Here is a 20,354-nt window from a genome sequence, read left to right as displayed (position 1 = left end):
CCGGTGACGGCACTGTCGATTGCGGCGACGAAAGTCACGAGCATCAGTCTCTCTGGCCAGCCCGCATGAGCTACTTACGTCTCCCGACCGAGTTCCGCGAGCAGGTGCGAGACGTGGATCCGGTCGCTGGTCCCTTCCTGCATGTCGAACTCGATGTCCGCTGCAAGGCTGTGGAGTTCGGCCAGGCGCTCGCCCTGGTAGCGCTTGCGACCCTGTTCGAGGATCGCGTCGAGTACCTCCCCGCCGTCCAGCCCCTCGTCGACGAGGAGGTCGTCTAGCGTCTTCCTGGCATCGGTGAACGCGCCGGTCTCAGCATCGTCCATCATCGCCGAGATCTCCTCGCCGAGGCCGACCTCGCCGAGGACCTCGTAGGCGGCGCTCATCGTGATCTCGTCGGCGTCGACGGCCGTCGTCTGGGCGGCGAGGATCGCCTCGCGGAGGTTCCCGCCGGCGTAGCCGGCGACGAACTCCAGGCCGTCGGCGTCGTAGTCGACCGCCTCAGCCTCGACGATCGGTTCGAGGACGGAGACGATCTCCTCACTGGTCGGCGCCCGGACGGTTACGGGGAAACACCGTGAGCGAATCGGGGGGATCAGCTTCGACGGCTGGCGCGTCGTGACGATGAATCGGGTCGTCCGGTGGTGTTGCTCCATGATTCGGCGCAGCGCCTGCTGGAAGTCCTCGCGGACGGCCTCGGCGTTGTCGAGCAAGAGCGTCTTGTGGTCGCCGGCGACGGGCGCGTAACTCGCCGACTCCTTCAGGACGTGGTTGATCATGTCCCGCTTGGACATGTCCGAGCGGCCGACGAGGAAGCCCTCGAAGCGGGGATCGTTTTTGATCTCCGTCTTCGTCCGGCCGAAGAAGTCGGCGACGTTGATCTCGATCAGGTCGGAATCCGGATTATCGTGTGTTTCGCGGGCGAGCGCCCGCGCGGCCGCCGTCTTGCCGCTCCCTGGCGGCCCCTGCAACAGCAGGTTGAGCGGCTCGTCGACGGTCCGTTCTAGCGTCTCGCGCGCGTCGTCCTGCGGCAGTTCCGCGAGCGAAGGGGCGTACGCCTCGGTCCACAGCGGCGCATCCATCGACGCGAGCTAGGAGTGGCCGCCGTAAGAATCGGTCGGTTGGCGTCGCGTTCGTCACGCGATCGAGTTCCGACGCTGTGCCGAGACGGGTCGACCGACTCAGTCCGACTCGGCCTCTGGTGCCTGTACCGTGGCCCGAACCGGAGTACCGTCGAGTTCGTAGGGTGTCGGCTCCGCGCCCGCGGCGGGATCGTCGCGGTAGACGATCGCGGTGAGGTTCGTACCGGGTGTGACGTTTCCGACGTCGAGTGCGACTTCCCCGTGGATCCCCGGCGCCAGGCGGTCGCTGGAGGCCAGGCGCGTGCCGTTGTCGTTCTCGACGGCGACGTATCCGCCGGCGGGGACGCCAGCTTCGACGACCATCGTCGTTCTCGAGACGTTCGAAACGGTGACGTGCGCCGGACCGTCGTACTCGACGTCGATCTCCCCGAGAGACCCGTTGCGTTCCGTATAGACGCCGTACGTGTGGGACCCCTCCCCGACGTCGGCCAGATCGACCTCGAAGGTGACCTCGCGCGTCTCGTCCGCGGCGAGCGAGAACACCTTGCGTTCGTAGAGGTCGCCGTCGACGCGGAACGCGGCGTGTTGACGGAGTTCGTTGGGCGTCGGATTGCGGATCTCGGCGACGAAGTCGACCGTCTGGCTCGTCCGGCCCGCATCGGGCCCCGAAAGCGACGTGACGACGAACGAACGCTCGACGTCGTCCGGCCGCTCGACGGCTGTCACCGACGCCGTCTCGGTGAGCGGATACCCGTCGACGACGTACGGGCGATCACTGGCGCCGTCGTCCGTTCGCGGGTCGAACTCGCCGTCGTCGGTACTATCGAGGTACGCCGTCGCCGTCAGACTACCGTAGAGCGACCCCGCAGCCTCCTCGGTCGCGTTGACGGTGACGTTGTCGTGACTCCCCTCCGAGAGGTGATCGGAGACACCGACGACCGCGTCGGATTCGTCCGTCACGACGACGAATCCGCCGTCTGAGAGTGTGACCGACGAAATTTCGACGGACTGACCGTCGGCTTCCTGCTGTTCGAACGCGATCGACCCCTCGGGTTCCGTCGCCACGTCGGCGCCGAAGAGTTCGGGCGCCTGTCCCACCACGAGCCCGGCCCCCACGACGACGCTCACGGCGATCAAGAGGGCGAATACCAGTTTGAGACGTCCGAGAGAGACGGTACGTGACATGCGAAACGGTGCGTAGGGATGGGTACGTACCGCACGTACTTTACTTGCCCTTCGTCACGAAATTCTATAACTGTTTCCCACGTTCAGTTGAAGGATATTATTCGATCTACGTTAATGGGTTAATAAATCCCACTCAGAGAGGAGTATCTCCTCACAGAATGCGACCGCCGCGTCGGCGACAGCGACCCAGGGCTCGTCGGCCCCGACGCAGGCGCTCGACGGCAGTTCGAGTTGCACGCCGCCGTGACCCGCGAACGCGCCGTTCGTCGTGAACGCGAACCTGTTGGTCCGGTGGAGTGATCCTCCAGAACGGGCTAGCGCCCGGAGCCAACGGTGAGCGGACGGCTCACACAGTGTGCCCCGTCGGCCCCCGTTTCGAAGGGGGTTTACCCCCGCACGTCCGAGCCCCTCTCGATGACGTTACGCGTGACGTTCCTCGGGACGAGCGGGGCCGTGCCGACGGTCGCTCGCAACCCGAGTTCGATCTTCGTCGCCCGGGAGGGCGACTCGCTGCTCTTCGACGCCGGCGAGGGGACACAGCGACAGCTCATGCGTTACGGGACCGGTTTCGACGTCTCGGAGCTGTTCGTCACGCACGTTCACGGCGATCACGTCCTCGGGATTCCGGGGCTGTTGCAGACGATGGACTTCAACGACCGTGAACGGCCGCTCACGGTCCACGTCCCGCGTGGAACGCGCCGACAGGTGCGCGAACTGGCGTTCGCGCTCGACACCCGGGTGTCGTTCCCCGTCGAGATCACCGAAGTGAGCGACGGCGACGTGGCCTACCGCGGCGACGAGTACGAGGTTCGTGCGTTCCGAACGGACCACGACACCCGGTCGGTCGGCTACGCCCTGGTCGAGGACGAGCGCAAGGGCCGATTCGACCGCGAGCACGCGGAGAAACTCGGCGTTCCCGTCGGGCCGAAGTTCTCGCAGCTGCACGAGGGAAATCCGGTCGAACTCGAGGACGGTACCGTCGTCCGCCCGGAGCAGGTCGTCGGCGAGCCCCGCCCGGGCCGCAGCCTCGTCTACTCCGGTGATACCCGACCCACGGCGGCGACCGTCGCCGTCGCCGACGAACCGGATCTCCTGATCCACGACGCGACCTTCGCTGACGACCGCGCCGACCGCGCCGGCGACACCGCCCACTCGACGGCCCGACAGGCCGCCGAGATCGGAAACCGCGCCGGCGCGAAGCGCCTCGCCCTGGTTCACCTCTCCTCGCGGTACGCAGGCGACCCGTCTGCGCACCTCACCGAGGCCAGAGAGACCTTCGCGGGCGACCCAGCGCGCGTGTGTCTGCCCGAAGACGGCGACGAAATCGAGATTCCGTACACCGATTCCTGATCGGACCGGCCGACCGACGTTCTGGCGGATCACCGTCCCACCACCCGCGGGCCGCGTCGCATTTATACGCCATCCGGCCCTATCGGCGGGCGTGCACACGCGAACGAGTGCGCTCGACTCGGTCGTCTTCGGCGTCGACGTCCACCAGGGCGACGTTCGAGGCGACGCCTCCTACGCGCTCGCCGTCCTCACCGACGACGGCGTCGAGCGAGACGTCGTCTCCCACCGGAAGCTCCGGCGACTCATCGCCGACCGGGAACCGGCGATCGTCGCCACGGACAACATGTACGAACTCGCCGCGGACAAGGACGCGCTCGTTCACTTCCTGGGGTCGCTCCCAACCGAGACCAGACTGGTACAGGTGACCGGCGACGAGCGACCCGAGCCGCTCTCTCGCGTCGCGAACCGTCACGGGATCCCCTACGGCTCCGATCCGATGCAGGAGGCCGAAGCCGCCGCCAGGCTCGCCGCCCACAACGTCGGCCAGGAGGTCTCCGCGTTCACCGACACGACCACGGTCAAGGTCTCGCGCGGGCGCTCGACGGGCAGCGGCGGCTGGAGTGAGGACCGCTACACCCGCCGGATCCACGGCTCCGTCAAGAAACGAGCGCGCGAGGTCGAATCCGAACTCGACCGGGCGAACCTCGACTACGAGCGCGAGGTACGGGAGGCCTACGGCGGGTTCGCCAACGCCGTCTTCACCGTCGAGGCCCGCCCCGAGGAGATCCCGGTCTCGGCGTCCCGCGCCGGCGACGTCCGCGTCGAGATCGAACGCGAACGCCGCGACGGCATCGAGTTCAGACCGCTGGCGAAGCGCCTCGAGTACGTCGTGGTGGGAATCGATCCCGGGACGACGACCGCGGTCGCCGTCGTCTCGCTCGACGGCCAGGTTCACGACGTCTGGAGTTCGCGGCTGTCGGACGCGGCGGACGTGATCGAGTGGATCGTCGAGCGCGGCCGTCCGGTCGTCGTCGCGGCGGACGTGACGCCGATGCCCGAGACGGTCGAGTCCTTCCGGCGAAGTTTCGACGCCGCCGGGTGGACCCCCGAACGCGACCTGCCGATCGACGAGAAACAACACCGGACGCGCGACCATCCCTACGACGACGATCACCAGCGCGACGCGCTCGCGGCCGCCCTCTTCGCCGTCGACGCCCACGAAGACCAGTTCGAACGCATCACCGCGAAGGTGCCGCCGGGGATCGACCGCGGCGTCGTCATCGACCGCGTCGTCGCCGGCGAGGAGTCCGTCGAAGCGGTCCTGGCCGACCTGCAAGACGACGACCAGCCCGACACGGCCGAGGAGACGCACGAACCGCGCGAGCTCACGGCGGAGGAAAAGCGCATCAACGCCCTCGAGAACCAGGTCGAGCGGTTACAAGAGCACGTCTCGGACCTCCAGGAGGACCTCGCAGACCGGGACGAGCGCATCGAGTCGCTCGAATCCGACCTCGAGACGGCCAGGAGCGAGGCGCGTCGCGAGGTCAGGACCGACCGCGAGGTGACCCGCCTGCGCCGTCGCGCCGACCAGCTCGAACGCGAGCGCGACGATGCGCGCGAAGCTGTCGCGGCCCTGGAGGACACGGTCGAGCGGATGAAGGCCCTCTGGAAGCTCGATCACTCGAACTTCGCCGACGTCGCGGAGAAGAAGGCCGGCCTCGTGCCCGTGAAGGTGATCGAGAAGTTCAGCCGCGACGCCATCCACGCGGCCGACGAGGCGTACGGACTCGCCCCGGACGACGTGGTCTACCTCCGGGACGCCAGCGGCGCCGGTCGCTCCACGGCGACGCTGCTCGCCGAGTTCGAACCCCGCATCGTCCTCCGGGACGCCGGCGGGCTCTCCGATGTCGCCGACCGAATCTTATTCGACGCCGGGATCCCGGTCGCACCCGCCGACGACGTCGCGATGCAGGAGGTCGACGAACTCGCGGTCGCTCGCGAGTCGGACGTCGAAGCCGCTATCGAAGACTGGCGCGAACGGGCGCGCGAACGCGAACGGTCGCGCAAGGCCTCGATGGTCGATCGGGTCATCAGCGAGCACCGGGCCGGGGACCACGAGGCGTGAGCGACGCGAGCGCGCCGACCGAACGGCCGCGGTTCGCGAAACCGGTTTAGAACATCCCGAACGACTGCATCACGGACGTGATCAGCCCCTTCGCGATCAGCGCGATCCCCGCGAGGACGAGCACGAGTCCGACGGCGACTTCCCAGTAGAACAGGCCGATGACGCCGAGTCCGGCCAGCAACAGCACGATTCCAGCCACTCCACTCGCGCCGAGTTTGTCGAGCATACGCCGACTGGCCGGGCCGACGGAATAAAGACGCTGATTCGTGCCGGATCGGCACGGGCGGCGCCCGGTATCCGTCGCGGACCGTCTCGCCGGACCGTTAACAGTTAAACGCCTCCAGCCCGAACTCGCGCTCATGAGTGACGAGGAGGGCGGTCGCAAGAACCTCCGGATGCCCGACGACGACGAGGTGTTCGCGACCGTCACGGACATGCTCGGCGCCAACCGAGTCACGGTGCGCTGTGCCGACGGGACGGAACGAACGGCCCGCATTCCGGGCAAGATGCAAAAGCGAATCTGGATCCGCGAGGACGACGTCGTCCTCGTCTCCCCGTGGGACTGGCAGGACGAGAAGGCGGACATCACGTGGCGCTACGAGAAATCGGACGCAGACCAGCTCCGTCGCGAAGGCCACATCCAGTGAGCGAGTGGAGCGGCCGGGTACGAACCCGCAGGGTCACTTCTGGACGGCCACTCCGGTGACACGTCGGCGTTCAGCGACCGCTTGAAGCCAGGAACCGACACCCGACGAGGAGTGGCGACGGCGCGAACGAACCGAGTTTCGCCTCGCAATCGGTACCCTGGAATACCGGTCCATCACCCATGACAGTCACCTCTATTCCTGGCCCCAGACAGTTGGTTAGACGGTATAAACGGTGCGAAGGATATATGTAGCGCGTGAATCTCTCGCGAGAATGTGGTCACACCGTGAACGAAGACGATCCAGCGGCAGAGACGGAGGAACTGACCGGGAATCTGCAGGATTCGTCCGAGGGACCGACGATCGACTTCTACGGCGGTCGTGGGATGAGCGCGGTGCCGATCCTCTTCTTCATCGTGTGGGCGATCTTCCAGACCGCATTCTTACGGATCTCGAGCGAACGTGGGCTCGTCCTCGGGATTCTCATCGGGCTGATCGCCGGGATGTTCTTCGTGAAAGGCTCCTGGCGCGGCTACGCGAGCACGATCTTCGAAGGGATGACCCAGCCGGTCGCGGTGACGGCAATCGTCGCCTGGGTCTGGGCGGGCATGTTCGCGGAGACGCTACAGGCGGGTCAGTTCGTGGGCGGCCTGCTCTGGTTCGCCGAGGCGGCCGGTGTGACGGGCACGCTCGTGCCCGCGATCACGTTCGTCCTTGCGGCGCTGCTCGCGACCGGCATCGGCACCGGCTACGGGACGACGATCGCGTTCGTCTCGCTGTTCTTCCCGGCGGGGCTCGTCCTTGGGGCGAATCCCGTCTTGCTCTTCGGCGCGATCCTCTCGGGAGCCATCTTCGGCGACAATCTGGCACCGGTCAGCGACACGACGATCGTCAGCGCCGTCACGCAGGATTCCGACATCGGCGGCGTCGTCGCTTCGCGATTCAAGTACGCAATCGTCGCCGCGGTCGTCGCCATTCTCGGATACATCGCCGCGGGGTCGGTCATGCCCGGGGCGGACATCGTCGCCGACGCCGGCGATATTCTGAGTGACGAGAGCAATCCGGTTGGTTTGATCCACCTGCTCTCGATGGGCGTCGTGATCATCACGGCGGTCTCCGGCCGACACATCGTCGAGGCAATCTCCTGGGGGATCGTCGTCGCCGTCGGTGCTAACCTGGTTCTGGGACTCGCACCCGCTGGTGAGATGCTCACCTTCGAGGCCCCGAACAATGCACCCGGAGCCGACCTTCTCGGTGGACTCCCGATCGTCGAGACCTTCGAACCCGCTCCAGACACGAGCGCCGCGGTGACCGGGAGCCTCGTCGAGGGCGCGGCCGGCTTCTTCACGCTCTCGATCCTGGTCCTGTTCATCATCGCCGCTGCCCAGATCATGATCCGCGGCGGGGCGTTCCAAGCCGTCCTCGACTGGTCGCTCAAGTGGCTCGCAACGAGCGTCCGCAGGGCTGAACTGGTGATGGTCGGCTCGGCGGCGCTCATCAACGCGACGATCACGATCAACACCGCCGCCGAGGTCGCGATCGGCCCCTACATCTCGAAGGTCGGCGAGCGCTTCAACATCAACGGTTACCGCCGGGCGAACATCCTCGACGCGCAGACGTCGGCACTGGGATACATCTTCCCGTGGTCCGGCGGCGTGCTGGTCGGCTACACGACGATGCAGGAGTTACCCGCCGACTTCGAGTTCTTCACCGACGCGATGGTCATCAACCCGATCGACGTCGTCCCGTACGTCTTCCACGGCTGGGTGCTCGTGGCGGTGTTCGTCCTCGCGGCGATCACCGGCTTCGGCCGTGAGTACACCATCGACCGCGAGTCTACGGAGGTGTCGCGCGTATGAGCCTCATCGGGAAGTACCTCGCCGGCTGGCGATTCCGGACGTCGACGCCCTCGCTCACCGTGGGCGACGAGGTAAACGTCTTCGTCCACCGGTACGACGAGCACGCCGGCGATGGCGATGGGGCGACCCCTGCTGCAGCCGCGGCGACGGAAGCCGAGACCGACGCGGAGACGGCAGCCGAATCCACGGGCGTCGGCGTCGCGGACATCGGTGACACCCGCCTCTACGTCGAGGGCGCCGGGCCGGAGCACGTCGACGTGCAGCTCCGCGTGCGAATCACCGAATTCGACGAGTCGACCGCGACCGGGCGCGGCGAGTTCGTCGCTGTCGTCGGCGAGAGTTCCTACGCCGGCTGAACGGCGCCGTCCCCGTGATGACGGTCGCCTCGGTTTCGGTTGATTGAACCGGCGGGTCACGAATTCGACAGCCCCTGGCTCGGCCACGAGTCGTGGGGCCCAAAGCGCAACTGGCACGGACGGCGTCGCTCCGCTGGACCGCGGCCGCCACCATGGGTCAGGCTGTACTGGCCAACTCGCTGCGGGGAAATCGATGGTCGAAGACGGCCAGTATCGGATCGGGGTCTCGGAGACCTGGGAGTGACACCGCCCGATCAGTGAGTTCGATCACCACCGTGGTCGTATCAAAGACGGCGTCGAGACGGTCACGCTCGACCCGAACGTCCGCTTCGTCCCACGCGTCGATGCGCCACAGCGGTGACTGGAACAGGCGATCGTACGCGACGATGGACCCGTCGTCGATGCGGTACTCGACGCCACCGTATCGCAGCCAGTAGTCGAGGTGGACCAGCAGGATCGGGACGGAGACCGACAGAACCGCGAGTCCAGCCACGATCGGCCAGAGCCCGCCGATGGCAAACAGGAGCGCCAGAACGCCGGGAAACGCCCCGACGAGCCACGCACCGGGGAACCGGCGGAGATGGGCTGTGGTCGCGATCAGTCGGCCTCCGACCGGCGGCCGGACTCGCCGGTCCGCTCGCGGGACGACCTCGACCACGGTGCTCTCGTCGCCCGCCGAGGAAGCCCCCGACGTCAGGTGATCCAGGCCGAGTGAGTTTCCCAGCCGCGTCAGTCGGTCGCGGTAGATGGCGAGGAGATCGAATCCGAACTTGACGAGTACGATGCTGACGACCAGCGCGGTGCCGGCGATCGACGGATCGACCGCAGAGAGCGAGTCGTCGCGAGCCACGGACGGATCGGCGACGGCCGCGGCGAACGACGCCCCCATCCCGACGAACAAGAGTACGCAACAGCGCACGAAGATGGGTTGGATCGCCGTCTGAGCGCTGTACTCGTGATAGCCCCCGCGGAAAAAGTACTCGAGCGCCGTTCGACCACCCTCGATACAGAAGATGGTCAGGATGGCGTACAACACTGTCTCGATGACAGCTGGGTCGAGCGCCCGATCCCCGAGCGGACCGACGGCGACGACGCCCGTACCGAACCAGATCGCGGCGAGCATCGGCCCGAGGACGACGAGTACCGGGAGCGTCGAGAGCTGGATCCCGACGTCGGTCCGCGGAAGCGGAAAGGCGGCGGATCGATCCGCGAACACCCCGACGAGCAGGGCGTCGCGGTCGAATTCGGACGGCCGGCCGGCGAACAGCGCCCGGACGAGTGCCCAGACGCCCACGACGGCGAGTTCGAACCAGTAGATGACCACGAGCGTCGCCGCCCGCCAGCCGAACGCCAAGACGCCCACGAGCGGGACGAGGTTCGTGACGAGAACGGCGAGTAACGCTCGTTGCGAACGGGTCCCGCGTTCCCGACCGATGTCCATGTACCTACTGCGCCGACCCGCGACCAGTAAATGGTTGCTCTTCTGCCGAGTCACGTGGTCGCGTCGAACGTCGTCTCGTCGATCGCGGCGAGCGGTCCCGCGGCGTCTCGACTGAACGAGAGGCCGTCGCGCTCCGCGTATCGTTCGAGTTCGTCGGGGTCGTAGGCGTCTTCGGCGCGCTCACACAGCGGCCCGACGGTCGACGGCAGCGCTGTACGGTCGTGCTCACCGACGGCGATCAGCGTCGTCGCCAGCGCCTCGCGCGTCAACTCGTCGTCGGTCGCGAGCGCGTCCACGAGGGCGTCGACGGTCCCGGTGAACGCGGCCGGTCGGGCGACCGCCGCCCGTGCGACACCGACGAAGGCGCCGTAATCGTACGAGTTGAAGGTCGACAACGCGTCGCAGACGTCGGGGGCGGCCCGCGCCACCACCGACGGGTCCGCCTTCGAAACCGCCTGTACCGCGTCCGCGAATCGACGCGTCCCGACCCCCTCGCCAGTCGATCGGGAGACGTCGCCGGCGAGCGTCGCGAGGACGTCGACGGCACGATCCGGGGCGGCGACCGCGAGACGCCGCAGGCGTTCCGGCACGAGCCAGTCGTTCTCGTCCCGGACGTTGGCGATCACCTCGACGATCGTCTCCCGATCGACCGAGACGGCGGTCGGACGGTCGGCTCGCAGCGAGTGGATCGTCCAGGCCGCCTCGGCTCGCACCGCGGTCGGGCCGTCGAGGAGCGCCGCCAGCTCGTCGCCGACGGACGCGATCTCGTCCGCCGCGATCGGCACCAACTCGGTCAGCAGTTCGAGGTCGGCGGCGATCGCGGTGCCGTCTCTAACCGCCGCGATCGGTGCGTCGACCCGATCCGCGACGACCGTCGGGTTCTCCGCCGCCAGCGTCGCCAGCGCTTCTCGCGCACCCCGCCACGCCGGCCCCCGCTCCTCGTACCCGTAGAAGACGAGCGCCTCGACGGCCTCGGGACTCTCGTCGAACGCGCGCTCGAACAGGTTCTCGACGTTCTGGTCGGCGATTCGAGTGGCGATCGCCTCGCGCTCTTCGTTCGATCTGGCGAGACCGAAGACGACGTCCGCCCTGGTCTCGAGGGGTAGTTCGGTCAGCAGCCGTTCGGTGACGACCGTCACGTCGTCCCGGAGTTCCCCGCCGAGGACGGATACCATCAGATCGGCCGCCCGCGCTCGAACGACGGGGTGCTCGTCCGACAGGGCGGCGACGTAGGCATCGTAGAACGCCTCGATCGCGGGTGCCAGTTCCCCGAGAGAGGCTGGCCCCTCGTCGTCGGTCTCGGCAGCGACGACGAGTTCGCCGAGGACGCGACTGGTACCGTGAAGCGCCGCCACTCGGATCTCCGGCAACTCGGCGTCGAGAAGTCCTGCGAGGGCGCTCACGTGGTCAGGCTCGGGGAACGTCTCCGCGCTCAGCGTCCACGGCTCCCAGAGGGTGCGCGCGACCAGCCGCTGTGTCGTCACGTCGACCGACGGGAGCGCACGCACGAACCGTTCGAACGTGTCGATACCGTCGATCGAGGGAACGGCATCAGGAGTGTGGCTCGTCCGGTCTTTGCCCGCGGGCGCCGTCTCCGAAGAGCGATCGGTCGGGCGAGACGCGACCGCGCCGATCCACCGAACGGCCCGCGACTGCAGGGCCGAATCGTCGCTCCGTAGCCACTCGAGGATCCGCCGATCGACCGCGGCATCCGCGTCCGCGACTGCGTCGGGGAATTTCGTCGCGAGCAGGTGGTAGTACTCGTCGACGTCCAACAACGCAACCGCCTCCTCGTGCGAGAGGGCGTCGCGTTCGTCACGGAGAACGGCGAACAGCGCCGCCTCCCGGTCCGATTCCGGGTCGGCCGGAGGCGACTCGCGACACCCCGGCAGCCGCCGGTCCGCCGAAAACAGCCGATAGTGGCCGTCCTGGAGGGCCGGTACGAGGTCGTAATTCGCGGCCAGGTAGTCCGCGACCGCCCAGAAACTGTCCGGGAGCGTGCTGAAGACGTCGACGGCCACGTACTCGCCGTCGAATCGACGGTACAAGCGGGCCTCGCCGCTGTAGCTGTGATCCTCCGTCGACGTCTTCGCCACCTGCGGCGTCTCGATCGCACCCGGCGGGGCCACGTCGGTCCACGCCCCGGCGTACGTGCTTCGATGGGGTTTCCAGTAGACGTTGTCCAGGCAGTCGTCGACGGACCCGTCGCCGTCGAGTCGTTCGATGACGGCTTCGATTTCGCTTGCGACGTCGGCATTCGGTCTGGAACCAGTCTCGAACGTGTACGTGTGCCCCCGCATCGGTCTCGAACACTCTCCTACAGAAACAAATCCCTAGTGATACGAGGGCGACGGACGGACTGCGCGGACCGACAAACAGAAACGCTCCTCACGCCCCACCGGGCATGCGTCGCGCCGCAGGTTCGCTCGCGGTAGTGAGTCGGTTACCGACCCTACAACCCCGCGACGTCCTCGATCGTGTCCGTCAGTGCCCGAATGCTCTCGACATCGTGCTCACCCATGTGACCGATGCGGAACGTCTTCTCGCCCAGTGCTGAGCCGTATCCGTTCGAGAAGACCATGTCGTACTCCTCGCTGACGGCCTCGATCGTCGCGGCGACGTCGATCTCCTGCGTATTCTCGATACAGCTCACCGTCTGGGACTCGTAGCCCGCTTCGGGGAACATATCGAAGTGCTCGCGGGCCCACTCCCGGGTGTACTCGGCCATCTCGCGGTGGCGCTCGTCGCGGGCGGCGTGACCCTCTTCGAGCATGTGCTTCATCTGTTTCCGGTAGGCGAGCATGATCGGGATGGCGGGCGTCGAGTGGGTCTGTCCCTTGCGCTCGTAGTAGTCGATCGTGCGCTGAAAGCCGCCGTACCACGCGGCCGAGTCCGATTCGACCTCGCGCTCGTAAGCGGCGTCGCTGACGACACAGACCGCGAGGCCGGGCGGCATCGCGAAGGCCTTCTGGACGGAGGTGAAGACGACGTCGATGCCGTGGTCGTCGATGTCGACGTAATCGCCGCCCAGCGCGGAGACCGCGTCGACGACGAAGTACGTGTCCGGGTACTCGGCGACGACGTCGCCGATCGCCTCGACCGGGTTGCGCACCCCTGTCGAACTCTCGTTCATCACGCAGGTGACGACGTCGTAGTCCCTCTCGCTCGTTTCGAGGCGCTCGCGGACGTCCTCGGGTTTGACGGCCTCGCCCCACTCGTACTCGAGGGTGTCGACCGATTTGCCGAGGCGCTCGGCTACGTTGGCCTGACGCTCCGAGAAACTCCCGCAGGTCGTACAGAGGACGTGCTCGTCGACGAGGTTCTGGATCGCACTCTCCATGAACGCCGTGCCCGAGGCGGTGAGGACGATGACGTGGTGGTCGGTGTCGAGGAAGTCCTTCGTGTCCTCGACGATCGTCGTGTAGAGGTCCGTCATCCGGTCCATGCGGTGGCCGAACTGGGGCTCGCACATCGCCCCGAGGACGTCCTCGCGCACTTCTGTGGGTCCGGGGATGTACAGCGTCTTCTCGGGATAGTCGTCTCTGTATTCGCGTTTTTCGGTCACGGAATCACCGACACACCGGGTACTGGAACGCGACAGGGTATGGTCCTTGTGATGGGCGCGATCGTTGGTGTGAACCAGCGACGGCAGACGGCGGCGGGATCCGTCGACCAGCGTCTCGGTCCGCACCGGGAACGGGCGTCCGCAGTGACGGTCGACCCGCCGTTCGTTCCGGTCGATCTGCCCTCACACTCACGGGGTGAAAATTCGAAGAACGATCGGTCCGGCGCGGTCGGTTACTCGACGACGATCGAGCCTTCCATGCCCGAGTGGGGCCGGCAGCGGTAGGTCGTGATCTCGCTGGTCGCCTCGAACTCCAGGACCTGGTCGTCGCCCGGCTCCATCGCGATCTCCGTCGCCAGGTCGTCGACGACCGAGCCGCTGTCGTCGCGCAGTTCCATGTTGTGGCCCGCGCCGTTGCCCTCGTTCCACCCGATCGTGTACGTCTCACCCTCCGTCAGCACCAGCGTCGGGTTCCGAACGCCCTCGATCGACGACGGCGCGTTACCCTCCCAGTGCGTCGTCAGACCCGCGAACATGATCTCCGTCCCCGGGTCGATCGTGTACTCGTCTCCGCCGCCACCGCTTCCGTCGCTTCCGCTCCCCCCTGATCCGCCCGAGCCGCCCGAGCCGTCCTCCGGATCGCTACTCCCGCACCCCGCGAGGACGGTCGCCGACGTAGCCGCACCCGCCAGTTTGAGCGCTGTCCGCCGCGAGACGTCGTGTGGTGGTGCCATCGACGCCACGTTGGGTACGAACGGGTAAAAACGGACCGTTACCGAACTAGAACGCCACTCGGTACCATTGTTCACAAAGAATCGGCCGCTTTCGTTCGAGGAATCGAAACCGACGAGGCCGAAGGAGGGGCCGACGACCGCACACCTCGGGGCGGGACAGGTAACGTTTGCCGTTACTGTCGTGCATACATACTCCGGTATGTATAACCACAAAACATGCGAGAGGACGGCTCGACGGACGACGACGCAGCCAACGGTCGGACGCCGGCGACGGAGTCCGGGATCGGGACGCGGAGTCTCCACGCGGGACATCGGCCGGATCCGGCGACTGGTGCGGCGGCGACACCGATCGCCCAGACGACGTCGTACGTCTTCGACGACGCCGACGACGCGGCGGCCCGCTACGCCTTAGACCGCACAGACCACATCTACTCGCGAATCAGCAACCCGACGGTCGCGACACTCGAAGCACGGATGGCCGACCTCGCGGGCGGTACGGGTGCCGTCGCGACCGGGAGCGGAATGGCTGCCCTCGACGCGATCACGCTGCCGCTGGCGTCGGCAGGCGACAACGTCGTCTGCTCGACTGACACCTACGGCGGGACGACCGCGTACCTCCGCTCGACGGCGTCACGCCGGGGGATCGAACCGCGATTCGTCCCGACGCTCGAACCGGACGCCTACGAGACCGCCATCGACGACGACACGGCGTTCGTTCACGTCGAGACGATCGGCAACCCCTCGCTCGTCACGCCCGACTTCGAGCGAATCGCGGCCATCGCCCACGAGCACGGCGTCCCCCTCGTCGTCGACAACACGTTCGCCACGCCGGCGCTCTGTCGGCCGCTCGACCACGGCGCCGACATCGTCTGGTCTTCGACGACGAAGTGGCTCCACGGTCACGGAACGACGATCGGCGGCGTGGTGATCGACGGCGGAACCTTCCCCTGGACGGAACACGCCGACAGATTTCCGGAACTCGCCGGAGAGAATCCCGCGTACGCGGACGTGGACTTCAGTCGGGACTTTCCCGACGCCCCGTTCGCCGCGGCAGCCCGCTTCCGTGCGGTTCGCAGTCTGGGCAACGGGCAGTCGCCGTTCGACGCCTGGCACACCCTGCAGGGACTCGAAACCCTGCCACTCCGAATGGGCCGCCACTGCGAGAACGCCGCCATCGTCGCCGACTACCTCGCCGATCACCCGGACGTCGGCTGTGTCGCCTACCCGGGTCACGAGAGACACGAGACACACGACGACGCGACCCGGTACCTGGACGACTACGGCGGGATGATCGCCTTCGGCCTGGCGGGTGCGACCGACGGCGAACGTAGTGGGGACCGGAGTGACGACGAGACCGGTCCCTCCGCGTACGAGGCCGGAAAACGGTTCTGCGAGTCGGTCGAACTCGCCTCCTTCCTCGCGAACGTCGGCGACGCGAAGACGCTCGTCATCCACCCGGCGAGTACGACGCACGGACAGCTCACCCCTCAGGAGCGCGCCGACGCCGGCGTCTCCGAGGATCTAGTCCGCGTCTCCGTCGGGCTGGAGGATCCGGCCGACCTGCTCGCGGACGTCGAGCGCGCCATCGAGCGTGCGACGTCGATGGCGTCCAACCCGTAACCGAGCCGAGTCTCCCTCGCGCACCTGCAAACCGCTCTCGACGGACAACCCTGCGGGCGTCCCGCTTGCACTCGTCGGTATGGGGCACGCGACTGCGCGCACTCGCGTGCACCGATTTAGATTATTTGTCCCGCCGGCCATCGACAATATTTAGTATCCCGTAAACCAACTTCTCCATCGTGGTTTACGAGACTGGAAACCGGACGGTTGACGACGCGGTCGAACGCGTCCTGGCCGGCGAGCGACTCGACCGGCGCGACGGGCTCGCGCTCGTCGCACAGCCGCTGTCTGACCTCGCGCCGGCGGCCGACGCTGTCCGGGCGCACTTCGGCGACGACACCGTCGACGCCTGCTCCATCGTCAACGCGAAAGCGGGCAACTGTGCCGAGGACTGTGGGTTCTGTGCGCAGTCGGTCCACTTCGACACCGGGATCGACACCTACGGTTTTCTGGACCCCGATGAGATCCTCGCCGCGGCGAAACGGGCCGAGCGCGACGGCGCCCAACGGTTCGGGATCGTCGTCGCGGAGAAGGGCGTCTCGAAGGACCAGCGTCCCGACGAGTGGGCCGAGGTCCTCAGGGCGATCCGACTGGTCCGCGACGAGACCGACGTCGAGGTCGACGCGAGCCTCGGCATCCTCACCCGCGAGGAGGCGGAGATCCTGGCCGAAGAGGGGATCAACCACTACAATCACAACATCGAGACCTCCCCGCGGTACTTCCCCGAGATCGTCGACACGCATCGCTTCGAGGATCGCGTGAAGACGCTCGAACGCGCCACGGACGCCGGCATGGACCTCTGTGCGGGCGTCATCCTCGGCATGGGGGAAGCACCGACCGACCGTGTCGACGCGGCGATCGCGCTCCAGGAGATCGGTATCTCCTCGCTGCCGGTGAACGTCCTGAACCCCGTCGCGGGGACGCCGCTGGGCGATCGCTTCGGCGACTCGCCGCAGATCACGACCGAGGAGATCCTCACGACCATCGCCGTCTACCGACTGTTGCATCCCGAGGCGCGGGTCCGACTGACGGGCGGACGCGAGGTCAACCTCGACCCGGACGAGCAACACCGGCCCTTCGAAGCGGGCGCCGACGGCATCCTCGTCGGCGACTACCTCACCACGTCGGGGCAGTCACCCGGCGAGGATATCGAGGTGATTGAGCGGGCGGGGCTCGCACCGAACACGGCGGTCAACGAGTTCGACCCGGAGTCGGTCAAAGCGAGAGCCGAGATGGAAGAGCGCGAACGCGTCGAAGACGGAACCCCAGAACGCGTCGAAACGGCCGCCGGGACGGCGACCAGCGTCGGCGACGCGGATGGCGAGTGAGTCGAACCCCGCCGGACGCCGACCGACAGAACCGCGATACGATCGACGACCACGGAACTACCAAACAAAAGACAGATACGATGGACGACATACGCTTCGCCGTACTCGGGACGGGTGGAATCGGCAGACGAACGCTCGAGGTCGCACAGTACAAGGACGGACTGACGCCGGTCGCGGCGTGCGACCGCAACGGCGTCGCCGTCGACCACGACGGACTCGACGTCGAGGAACTCCTTGCGGCGACCGAAGGGAATATCGCGAGCGGACCGACCGACGACGGTGTCGAAACCGACGGTGGCGCGTCGAGGGACGCCGGCGGGGCGTCGGCCGACGACGCTGCCGGCGGGGCCACCGGCAGCGTCAAACAGACCGGCGACGGCGCCGGCATCGTCGCCTCCGAGCAGGGCGAGCCGACGGAGACGCCCATCGACGACGTCATCTCCGAGAGCGACGGTATCGACGCCGTCGTGCTGGCGCTGCCGAACCTGGAACACGACTTCATCCCGCGCGTCGCTGAGCGCTTCGCCGCGGCCGACTACGAGGGCGTTCTCGTCGACGTCCTCAAGCGCTCGCGAGTCATCGGTATGCTCGACGATCGCGAGGAGACGCTGGTGGACGCCGGCATCACGTTCGTCTGCGGGGCCGGCGCGACGCCGGGCGTTCTCACGGGCGCGGCCGCGCTCGCTGCCCAGTCGTTCGTCGAGGTCGAGTCGGTCGAGATCCGGTGGGGCGTCGGGCTCAAGTCGGGCTACGAGGACAACCGGGGGACCGTCCGCGAGGACATCGCCCACCTCGACGGCTACGACATGGAGCGGGCCCGCGAGCTGAGCGAGGCCGAGATCGAAGCGCTCGTAACCGACCGCGACGGCGTCCTGGAGTTTCACGACATGGAACACGCCGACGACGTGCTCTTAGAACGGGCGGGGATCTGTGACGCCGACGACGTCACCGTCGGCGGGGTGTTAGACGTCCGTTCGGACAAGAAGCCGGTCACGACGACGGTCCGGGTCACCGGTCGAACCTTCGACGGAGAGCGGGGGACGAACACGTTCCAGCTCGACGACGCGACGAGTATGGAGGCAAACGTCAACGGGCCCGCGCTGGGTTACGTGAAAGCCGCCGTGCGGCGGAACCGCACCGGCGACTACGGCGTCTTCGGGCCGGCGGAACTGATGCCCGGGTTCTAATGGCCGACGACCCCGCCGCAACCGGACACGGGTTCGACCTCGACCAGCGGCTCCGCGAGCGCGAGCACGTGAACCTGCGTCGTCACCTAGACACCGCGGCGGCGGTCGCGAAACGGACGCGATTCGTCGACGACTCGACGACTGGGCCAACGGCCGACGCCGAACGACTCGTCTTCGCGTCGAACAACTACCTCGGCCTGGCGACCGACGACCGTGTCCAGCGCGCCGCAGCGTGTGGCGCCCGGCGCGTCGGAACCGGCGCCGGCGCCTCCCGCCTGATCACTGGCGACACGGGGGCCCACCGGGAGCTGGAGCGCGACCTCGCCGCGTGCAAGGGAGCCGACCGCGCGCTGGTGTTCTCCTCGGGCTACGCCGCCAACGTCGGCACCATCGCGGCGCTCGACCCGGACGTTATCTTCTCGGACGCGTTGAACCACGCGAGTATCGTCGACGGCTGTCGACTGGCCGACGCCGAGACGATCGTGTACGATCACTGCAATCCCGACGATCTGCGCGACCGAATGGCCGCTCGCGAGCGCGTCGCCGAGGCGAGCGAGGACTGGCTCGTCGTCACCGACACGGTGTTCTCGATGTCCGGTGACGTCGCGCCGGTGGCCGACTGCTGTGCCGTCGCCGAGGCGTTCGGCGCGTGGACGATGGTCGACGAAGCCCACGCGACGGGGGTCTTCGGTGACGGCGGCGGGATCGTCACGCGCGAGGGCCTGGCCGACCGTGTTGACGTCCAAATGGGAACGCTGTCGAAGGCGCTTGCGAGCCAGGGAGGCTACGTCGCCGGCGACGAGAGCCTCGTCGAGTACCTGCTCAACGCGGCGCGGTCGTTCGTCTTCTCGACCGGACTGGCACCGCCGGCCGCCGCGGCCGCCCGCGAAGCGTTGCGGATCGCGCGTGACGGCGAACGAACCGTACAGCTGTGGGAGAACGTCGCGAGGATACGCGAGGGCCTCGAATCGATGGGCTACGACGTCCGAGGAGAGACGCAGATCCTCCCGGTGTGGGTCGGTGATCGACGGGACGCGCTCGCCCTCTCCAAACGCGTCCGGGAGCGTGGCGTCCTCGCCACGGCGATCCGCCCGCCGACCGTCCCGCCGGGGAGCAGCCGCATTCGCGTCACGCCGATGGCCACTCACACAGATGCGGACGTACGAACGTGCCTCGATGCGTTCGAAACGGCCGGCGAGGAGGTGGGACTACTGTGAGCGATCGGAATCCGGGTTCGACGACGAATTTCGCCGTGGTCGGGACCGACACCGGGGTCGGGAAGACGGTCGTGACCGCAGGGCTCGTCGGCTGGCTTCGCGAGTGTGGCGTCGACGCACGGGCGATAAAGCCCTGTCAGACGGGATATCCGCCGGACGACGACGCCGAGTTCGTCGCCGACGCTTGCGACGACCCGCGTGCTGCGACCTGCCTCCACCGACTCGAGCCCGCGCTGGCGCCCGCCGTAGCCGCCCGGCGAGCGGACGACCGCCTAGAGTACGGGCAGGTGCTGGCTGGCTGTCGCGACGCGCTTTCCGCAGCCACGATCGGCGTCGTCGAGGGAATCGGTGGCCTCCGCGTCCCGCTCGCGGACGGCCAGGAGGTGGTCGACCTGGTAGCCGACCTCGACCTCCCGACGCTCGTTGTCGCCCGATCTGGCCTGGGGACGCTCAACCACACCGCGCTCTCCGTCGAGGCGCTGGAGCGCCGCGGCATCGACGTCCACGGGATCGTCCTGAACGAGTACGAAGGCGCCGACGCGGCCGAGCGTACGAACCCCCGCGTGTTGGCGTCGATGACCGGGCGGCCGGTCTGGACGCTGGCGCCGATCCGGACGGACCCGCCGGACGCCGTTCCCGACGCCGTTCGGGCAGCGCTCGATGCGACTGTGTTCCCGCGATGAAAGCCGGGCGACACCCCGGGCCCGCCAGTAGGCAGGCGGTG

18 protein-coding genes are annotated in these 20,354 nt (G+C 67.5%); 10 read left to right on the top strand and 8 right to left on the bottom strand.

Annotated features, from left to right (window positions below):
- Positions 1-74 precede the first annotated feature (74 nt).
- The 3 genes from NO366_RS07830 to NO366_RS07820 form a co-directional block, all read right to left on the bottom strand.
- Positions 75-1,079, bottom strand: coding sequence for an AAA family ATPase (locus tag NO366_RS07830; RefSeq protein WP_256533771.1), 1,005 nt, complete (start codon positions 1,077-1,079; stop codon positions 75-77).
- Positions 1,080-1,178: 99 nt separating this feature from the next.
- Positions 1,179-2,264, bottom strand: a complete 1,086-nt coding sequence (locus NO366_RS07825; RefSeq protein ID WP_256533770.1) for a DUF7282 domain-containing protein — start codon at positions 2,262-2,264, stop codon at positions 1,179-1,181.
- A 111-nt stretch (positions 2,265-2,375) separates the two neighbouring features.
- Positions 2,376-2,501 (bottom strand): hypothetical protein, encoded by a 126-nt coding sequence (locus tag NO366_RS07820; RefSeq protein WP_256533769.1) that lies wholly within the window; start codon positions 2,499-2,501, stop codon positions 2,376-2,378.
- Between the two features lie 177 nt (positions 2,502-2,678).
- Here NO366_RS07820 and rnz point away from each other — a divergent pair, with 177 nt between their 5' ends.
- Together rnz and NO366_RS07810 are read left to right on the top strand one after the other, a co-directional pair.
- The gene (gene rnz, locus NO366_RS07815; protein WP_256533768.1) at positions 2,679-3,614 is read left to right on the top strand and encodes a ribonuclease Z; all 936 of its coding nucleotides are present in this window, start codon (positions 2,679-2,681) and stop codon (positions 3,612-3,614) included.
- 91 nt (positions 3,615-3,705) lie between these two features.
- Entirely contained in the window at positions 3,706-5,679 is a 1,974-nt protein-coding gene (locus NO366_RS07810) for a DUF460 domain-containing protein (protein WP_256533767.1), read from the top strand.
- Positions 5,680-5,725: 46 nt separating this feature from the next.
- On the opposite strand, the gene NO366_RS07805 is transcribed toward NO366_RS07810, so the two are convergent.
- A complete protein-coding gene (locus tag NO366_RS07805; protein ID WP_256533766.1) occupies positions 5,726-5,905 on the bottom strand; it encodes a DUF7470 family protein in 180 nt (59 codons plus the stop codon).
- Positions 5,906-6,038: 133 nt separating this feature from the next.
- On the opposite strand from NO366_RS07805, the gene eif1A reads away from it, so the two are divergent.
- The 3 genes from eif1A to NO366_RS07790 all read left to right on the top strand — a co-directional run bounded on the left by eif1A (position 6,039) and on the right by NO366_RS07790 (position 8,538).
- Positions 6,039-6,326, top strand: a complete 288-nt coding sequence (gene eif1A / locus NO366_RS07800) for a translation initiation factor eIF-1A (protein WP_256533765.1) — start codon at positions 6,039-6,041, stop codon at positions 6,324-6,326.
- Between the two features lie 284 nt (positions 6,327-6,610).
- Positions 6,611-8,182 carry a Na+/H+ antiporter NhaC family protein gene (locus NO366_RS07795; RefSeq protein WP_382273926.1) on the top strand — a complete coding sequence of 524 codons (1,572 nt, stop codon included), beginning with the start codon at positions 6,611-6,613 and terminating at the stop codon, positions 8,180-8,182.
- Positions 8,179-8,538 carry a DUF7513 family protein gene (locus NO366_RS07790; protein WP_256533764.1) on the top strand — a complete coding sequence of 120 codons (360 nt, stop codon included), beginning with the start codon at positions 8,179-8,181 and terminating at the stop codon, positions 8,536-8,538. The genes NO366_RS07795 and NO366_RS07790 overlap by 4 nt, the downstream gene beginning before the upstream one ends.
- 157 nt (positions 8,539-8,695) lie before the next feature.
- Here the strand turns inward: NO366_RS07790 and NO366_RS07785 are convergent, their stop codons facing one another.
- The 4 genes from NO366_RS07785 to NO366_RS07770 form a co-directional block, all read right to left on the bottom strand.
- Complete coding sequence (locus NO366_RS07785) at positions 8,696-9,979, bottom strand: DUF6498-containing protein (protein ID WP_256533763.1); 1,284 nt, start codon at positions 9,977-9,979, stop codon at positions 8,696-8,698.
- Positions 9,980-10,029: 50 nt separating this feature from the next.
- Complete coding sequence (locus NO366_RS07780; RefSeq protein WP_256533762.1) at positions 10,030-12,279, bottom strand: hypothetical protein; 2,250 nt, start codon at positions 12,277-12,279, stop codon at positions 10,030-10,032.
- Positions 12,280-12,431: 152 nt separating this feature from the next.
- Entirely contained in the window at positions 12,432-13,544 is a 1,113-nt protein-coding gene (locus NO366_RS07775) for a pyridoxal-phosphate-dependent aminotransferase family protein (protein ID WP_256533761.1), read from the bottom strand.
- 233 nt (positions 13,545-13,777) lie between these two features.
- The gene (locus NO366_RS07770; protein WP_256533760.1) at positions 13,778-14,278 is read right to left on the bottom strand and encodes a plastocyanin/azurin family copper-binding protein; all 501 of its coding nucleotides are present in this window, start codon (positions 14,276-14,278) and stop codon (positions 13,778-13,780) included.
- A gap of 216 nt (positions 14,279-14,494) precedes the next feature.
- On the opposite strand from NO366_RS07770, the gene NO366_RS07765 reads away from it, so the two are divergent.
- The 5 genes from NO366_RS07765 to bioD all read left to right on the top strand — a co-directional run bounded on the left by NO366_RS07765 (position 14,495) and on the right by bioD (position 20,313).
- The gene (locus tag NO366_RS07765; protein ID WP_256533759.1) at positions 14,495-15,898 is read left to right on the top strand and encodes an O-acetylhomoserine aminocarboxypropyltransferase/cysteine synthase family protein; all 1,404 of its coding nucleotides are present in this window, start codon (positions 14,495-14,497) and stop codon (positions 15,896-15,898) included.
- 179 nt (positions 15,899-16,077) lie between these two features.
- Positions 16,078-17,226: a biotin synthase BioB gene (gene bioB, locus NO366_RS07760; protein ID WP_256533758.1), complete on the top strand. Its 1,149-nt coding sequence runs from the start codon at positions 16,078-16,080 to the stop codon at positions 17,224-17,226.
- 80 nt (positions 17,227-17,306) lie between these two features.
- On the top strand, positions 17,307-18,413 hold the full coding sequence (gene bioU, locus NO366_RS07755) for a (S)-8-amino-7-oxononanoate synthase BioU (protein ID WP_256533757.1): 1,107 nt from the start codon (positions 17,307-17,309) through the stop codon (positions 18,411-18,413).
- Complete coding sequence (locus tag NO366_RS07750; protein WP_256533756.1) at positions 18,413-19,630, top strand: aminotransferase class I/II-fold pyridoxal phosphate-dependent enzyme; 1,218 nt, start codon at positions 18,413-18,415, stop codon at positions 19,628-19,630. The genes bioU and NO366_RS07750 overlap by 1 nt, the downstream gene beginning before the upstream one ends.
- A complete protein-coding gene (gene bioD, locus NO366_RS07745; protein WP_256533755.1) occupies positions 19,627-20,313 on the top strand; it encodes a dethiobiotin synthase in 687 nt (228 codons plus the stop codon). Before NO366_RS07750 ends, bioD begins: the two co-directional genes overlap by 4 nt.
- The last annotated feature ends 41 nt before the right edge of the window (positions 20,314-20,354 follow it).

Source organism: Halovivax cerinus, from assembly GCF_024498195.1.
Lineage (GTDB): Archaea > Halobacteriota > Halobacteria > Halobacteriales > Natrialbaceae > Halovivax > Halovivax cerinus.
This window is presented reverse-complemented; position numbering and strand designations above follow the sequence as displayed.

Bases quoted from the DNA above. Each gene is read 5' to 3' on its own strand.
- NO366_RS07830 (WP_256533771.1), bottom strand. From the start codon at position 1,079: ATGGATGCGCCGCTGTGGACCGAGGCGTACGCCCCTTCGCTCGCGGAA.
- NO366_RS07825 (WP_256533770.1), bottom strand. From the start codon at position 2,264: ATGTCACGTACCGTCTCTCTCGGACGTCTCAAACTGGTATTCGCCCTC.
- rnz (WP_256533768.1), top strand. From the start codon at position 2,679: ATGACGTTACGCGTGACGTTCCTCGGGACGAGCGGGGCCGTGCCGACG.
- NO366_RS07805 (WP_256533766.1), bottom strand. From the start codon at position 5,905: ATGCTCGACAAACTCGGCGCGAGTGGAGTGGCTGGAATCGTGCTGTTG.
- eif1A (WP_256533765.1), top strand. From the start codon at position 6,039: ATGAGTGACGAGGAGGGCGGTCGCAAGAACCTCCGGATGCCCGACGAC.
- NO366_RS07790 (WP_256533764.1), top strand. From the start codon at position 8,179: ATGAGCCTCATCGGGAAGTACCTCGCCGGCTGGCGATTCCGGACGTCG.
- NO366_RS07785 (WP_256533763.1), bottom strand. From the start codon at position 9,979: ATGGACATCGGTCGGGAACGCGGGACCCGTTCGCAACGAGCGTTACTC.
- NO366_RS07780 (WP_256533762.1), bottom strand. From the start codon at position 12,279: ATGCGGGGGCACACGTACACGTTCGAGACTGGTTCCAGACCGAATGCC.
- NO366_RS07770 (WP_256533760.1), bottom strand. From the start codon at position 14,278: ATGGCACCACCACACGACGTCTCGCGGCGGACAGCGCTCAAACTGGCG.
- NO366_RS07765 (WP_256533759.1), top strand. From the start codon at position 14,495: ATGCGAGAGGACGGCTCGACGGACGACGACGCAGCCAACGGTCGGACG.
- bioU (WP_256533757.1), top strand. From the start codon at position 17,307: ATGGACGACATACGCTTCGCCGTACTCGGGACGGGTGGAATCGGCAGA.
- NO366_RS07750 (WP_256533756.1), top strand. From the start codon at position 18,413: ATGGCCGACGACCCCGCCGCAACCGGACACGGGTTCGACCTCGACCAG.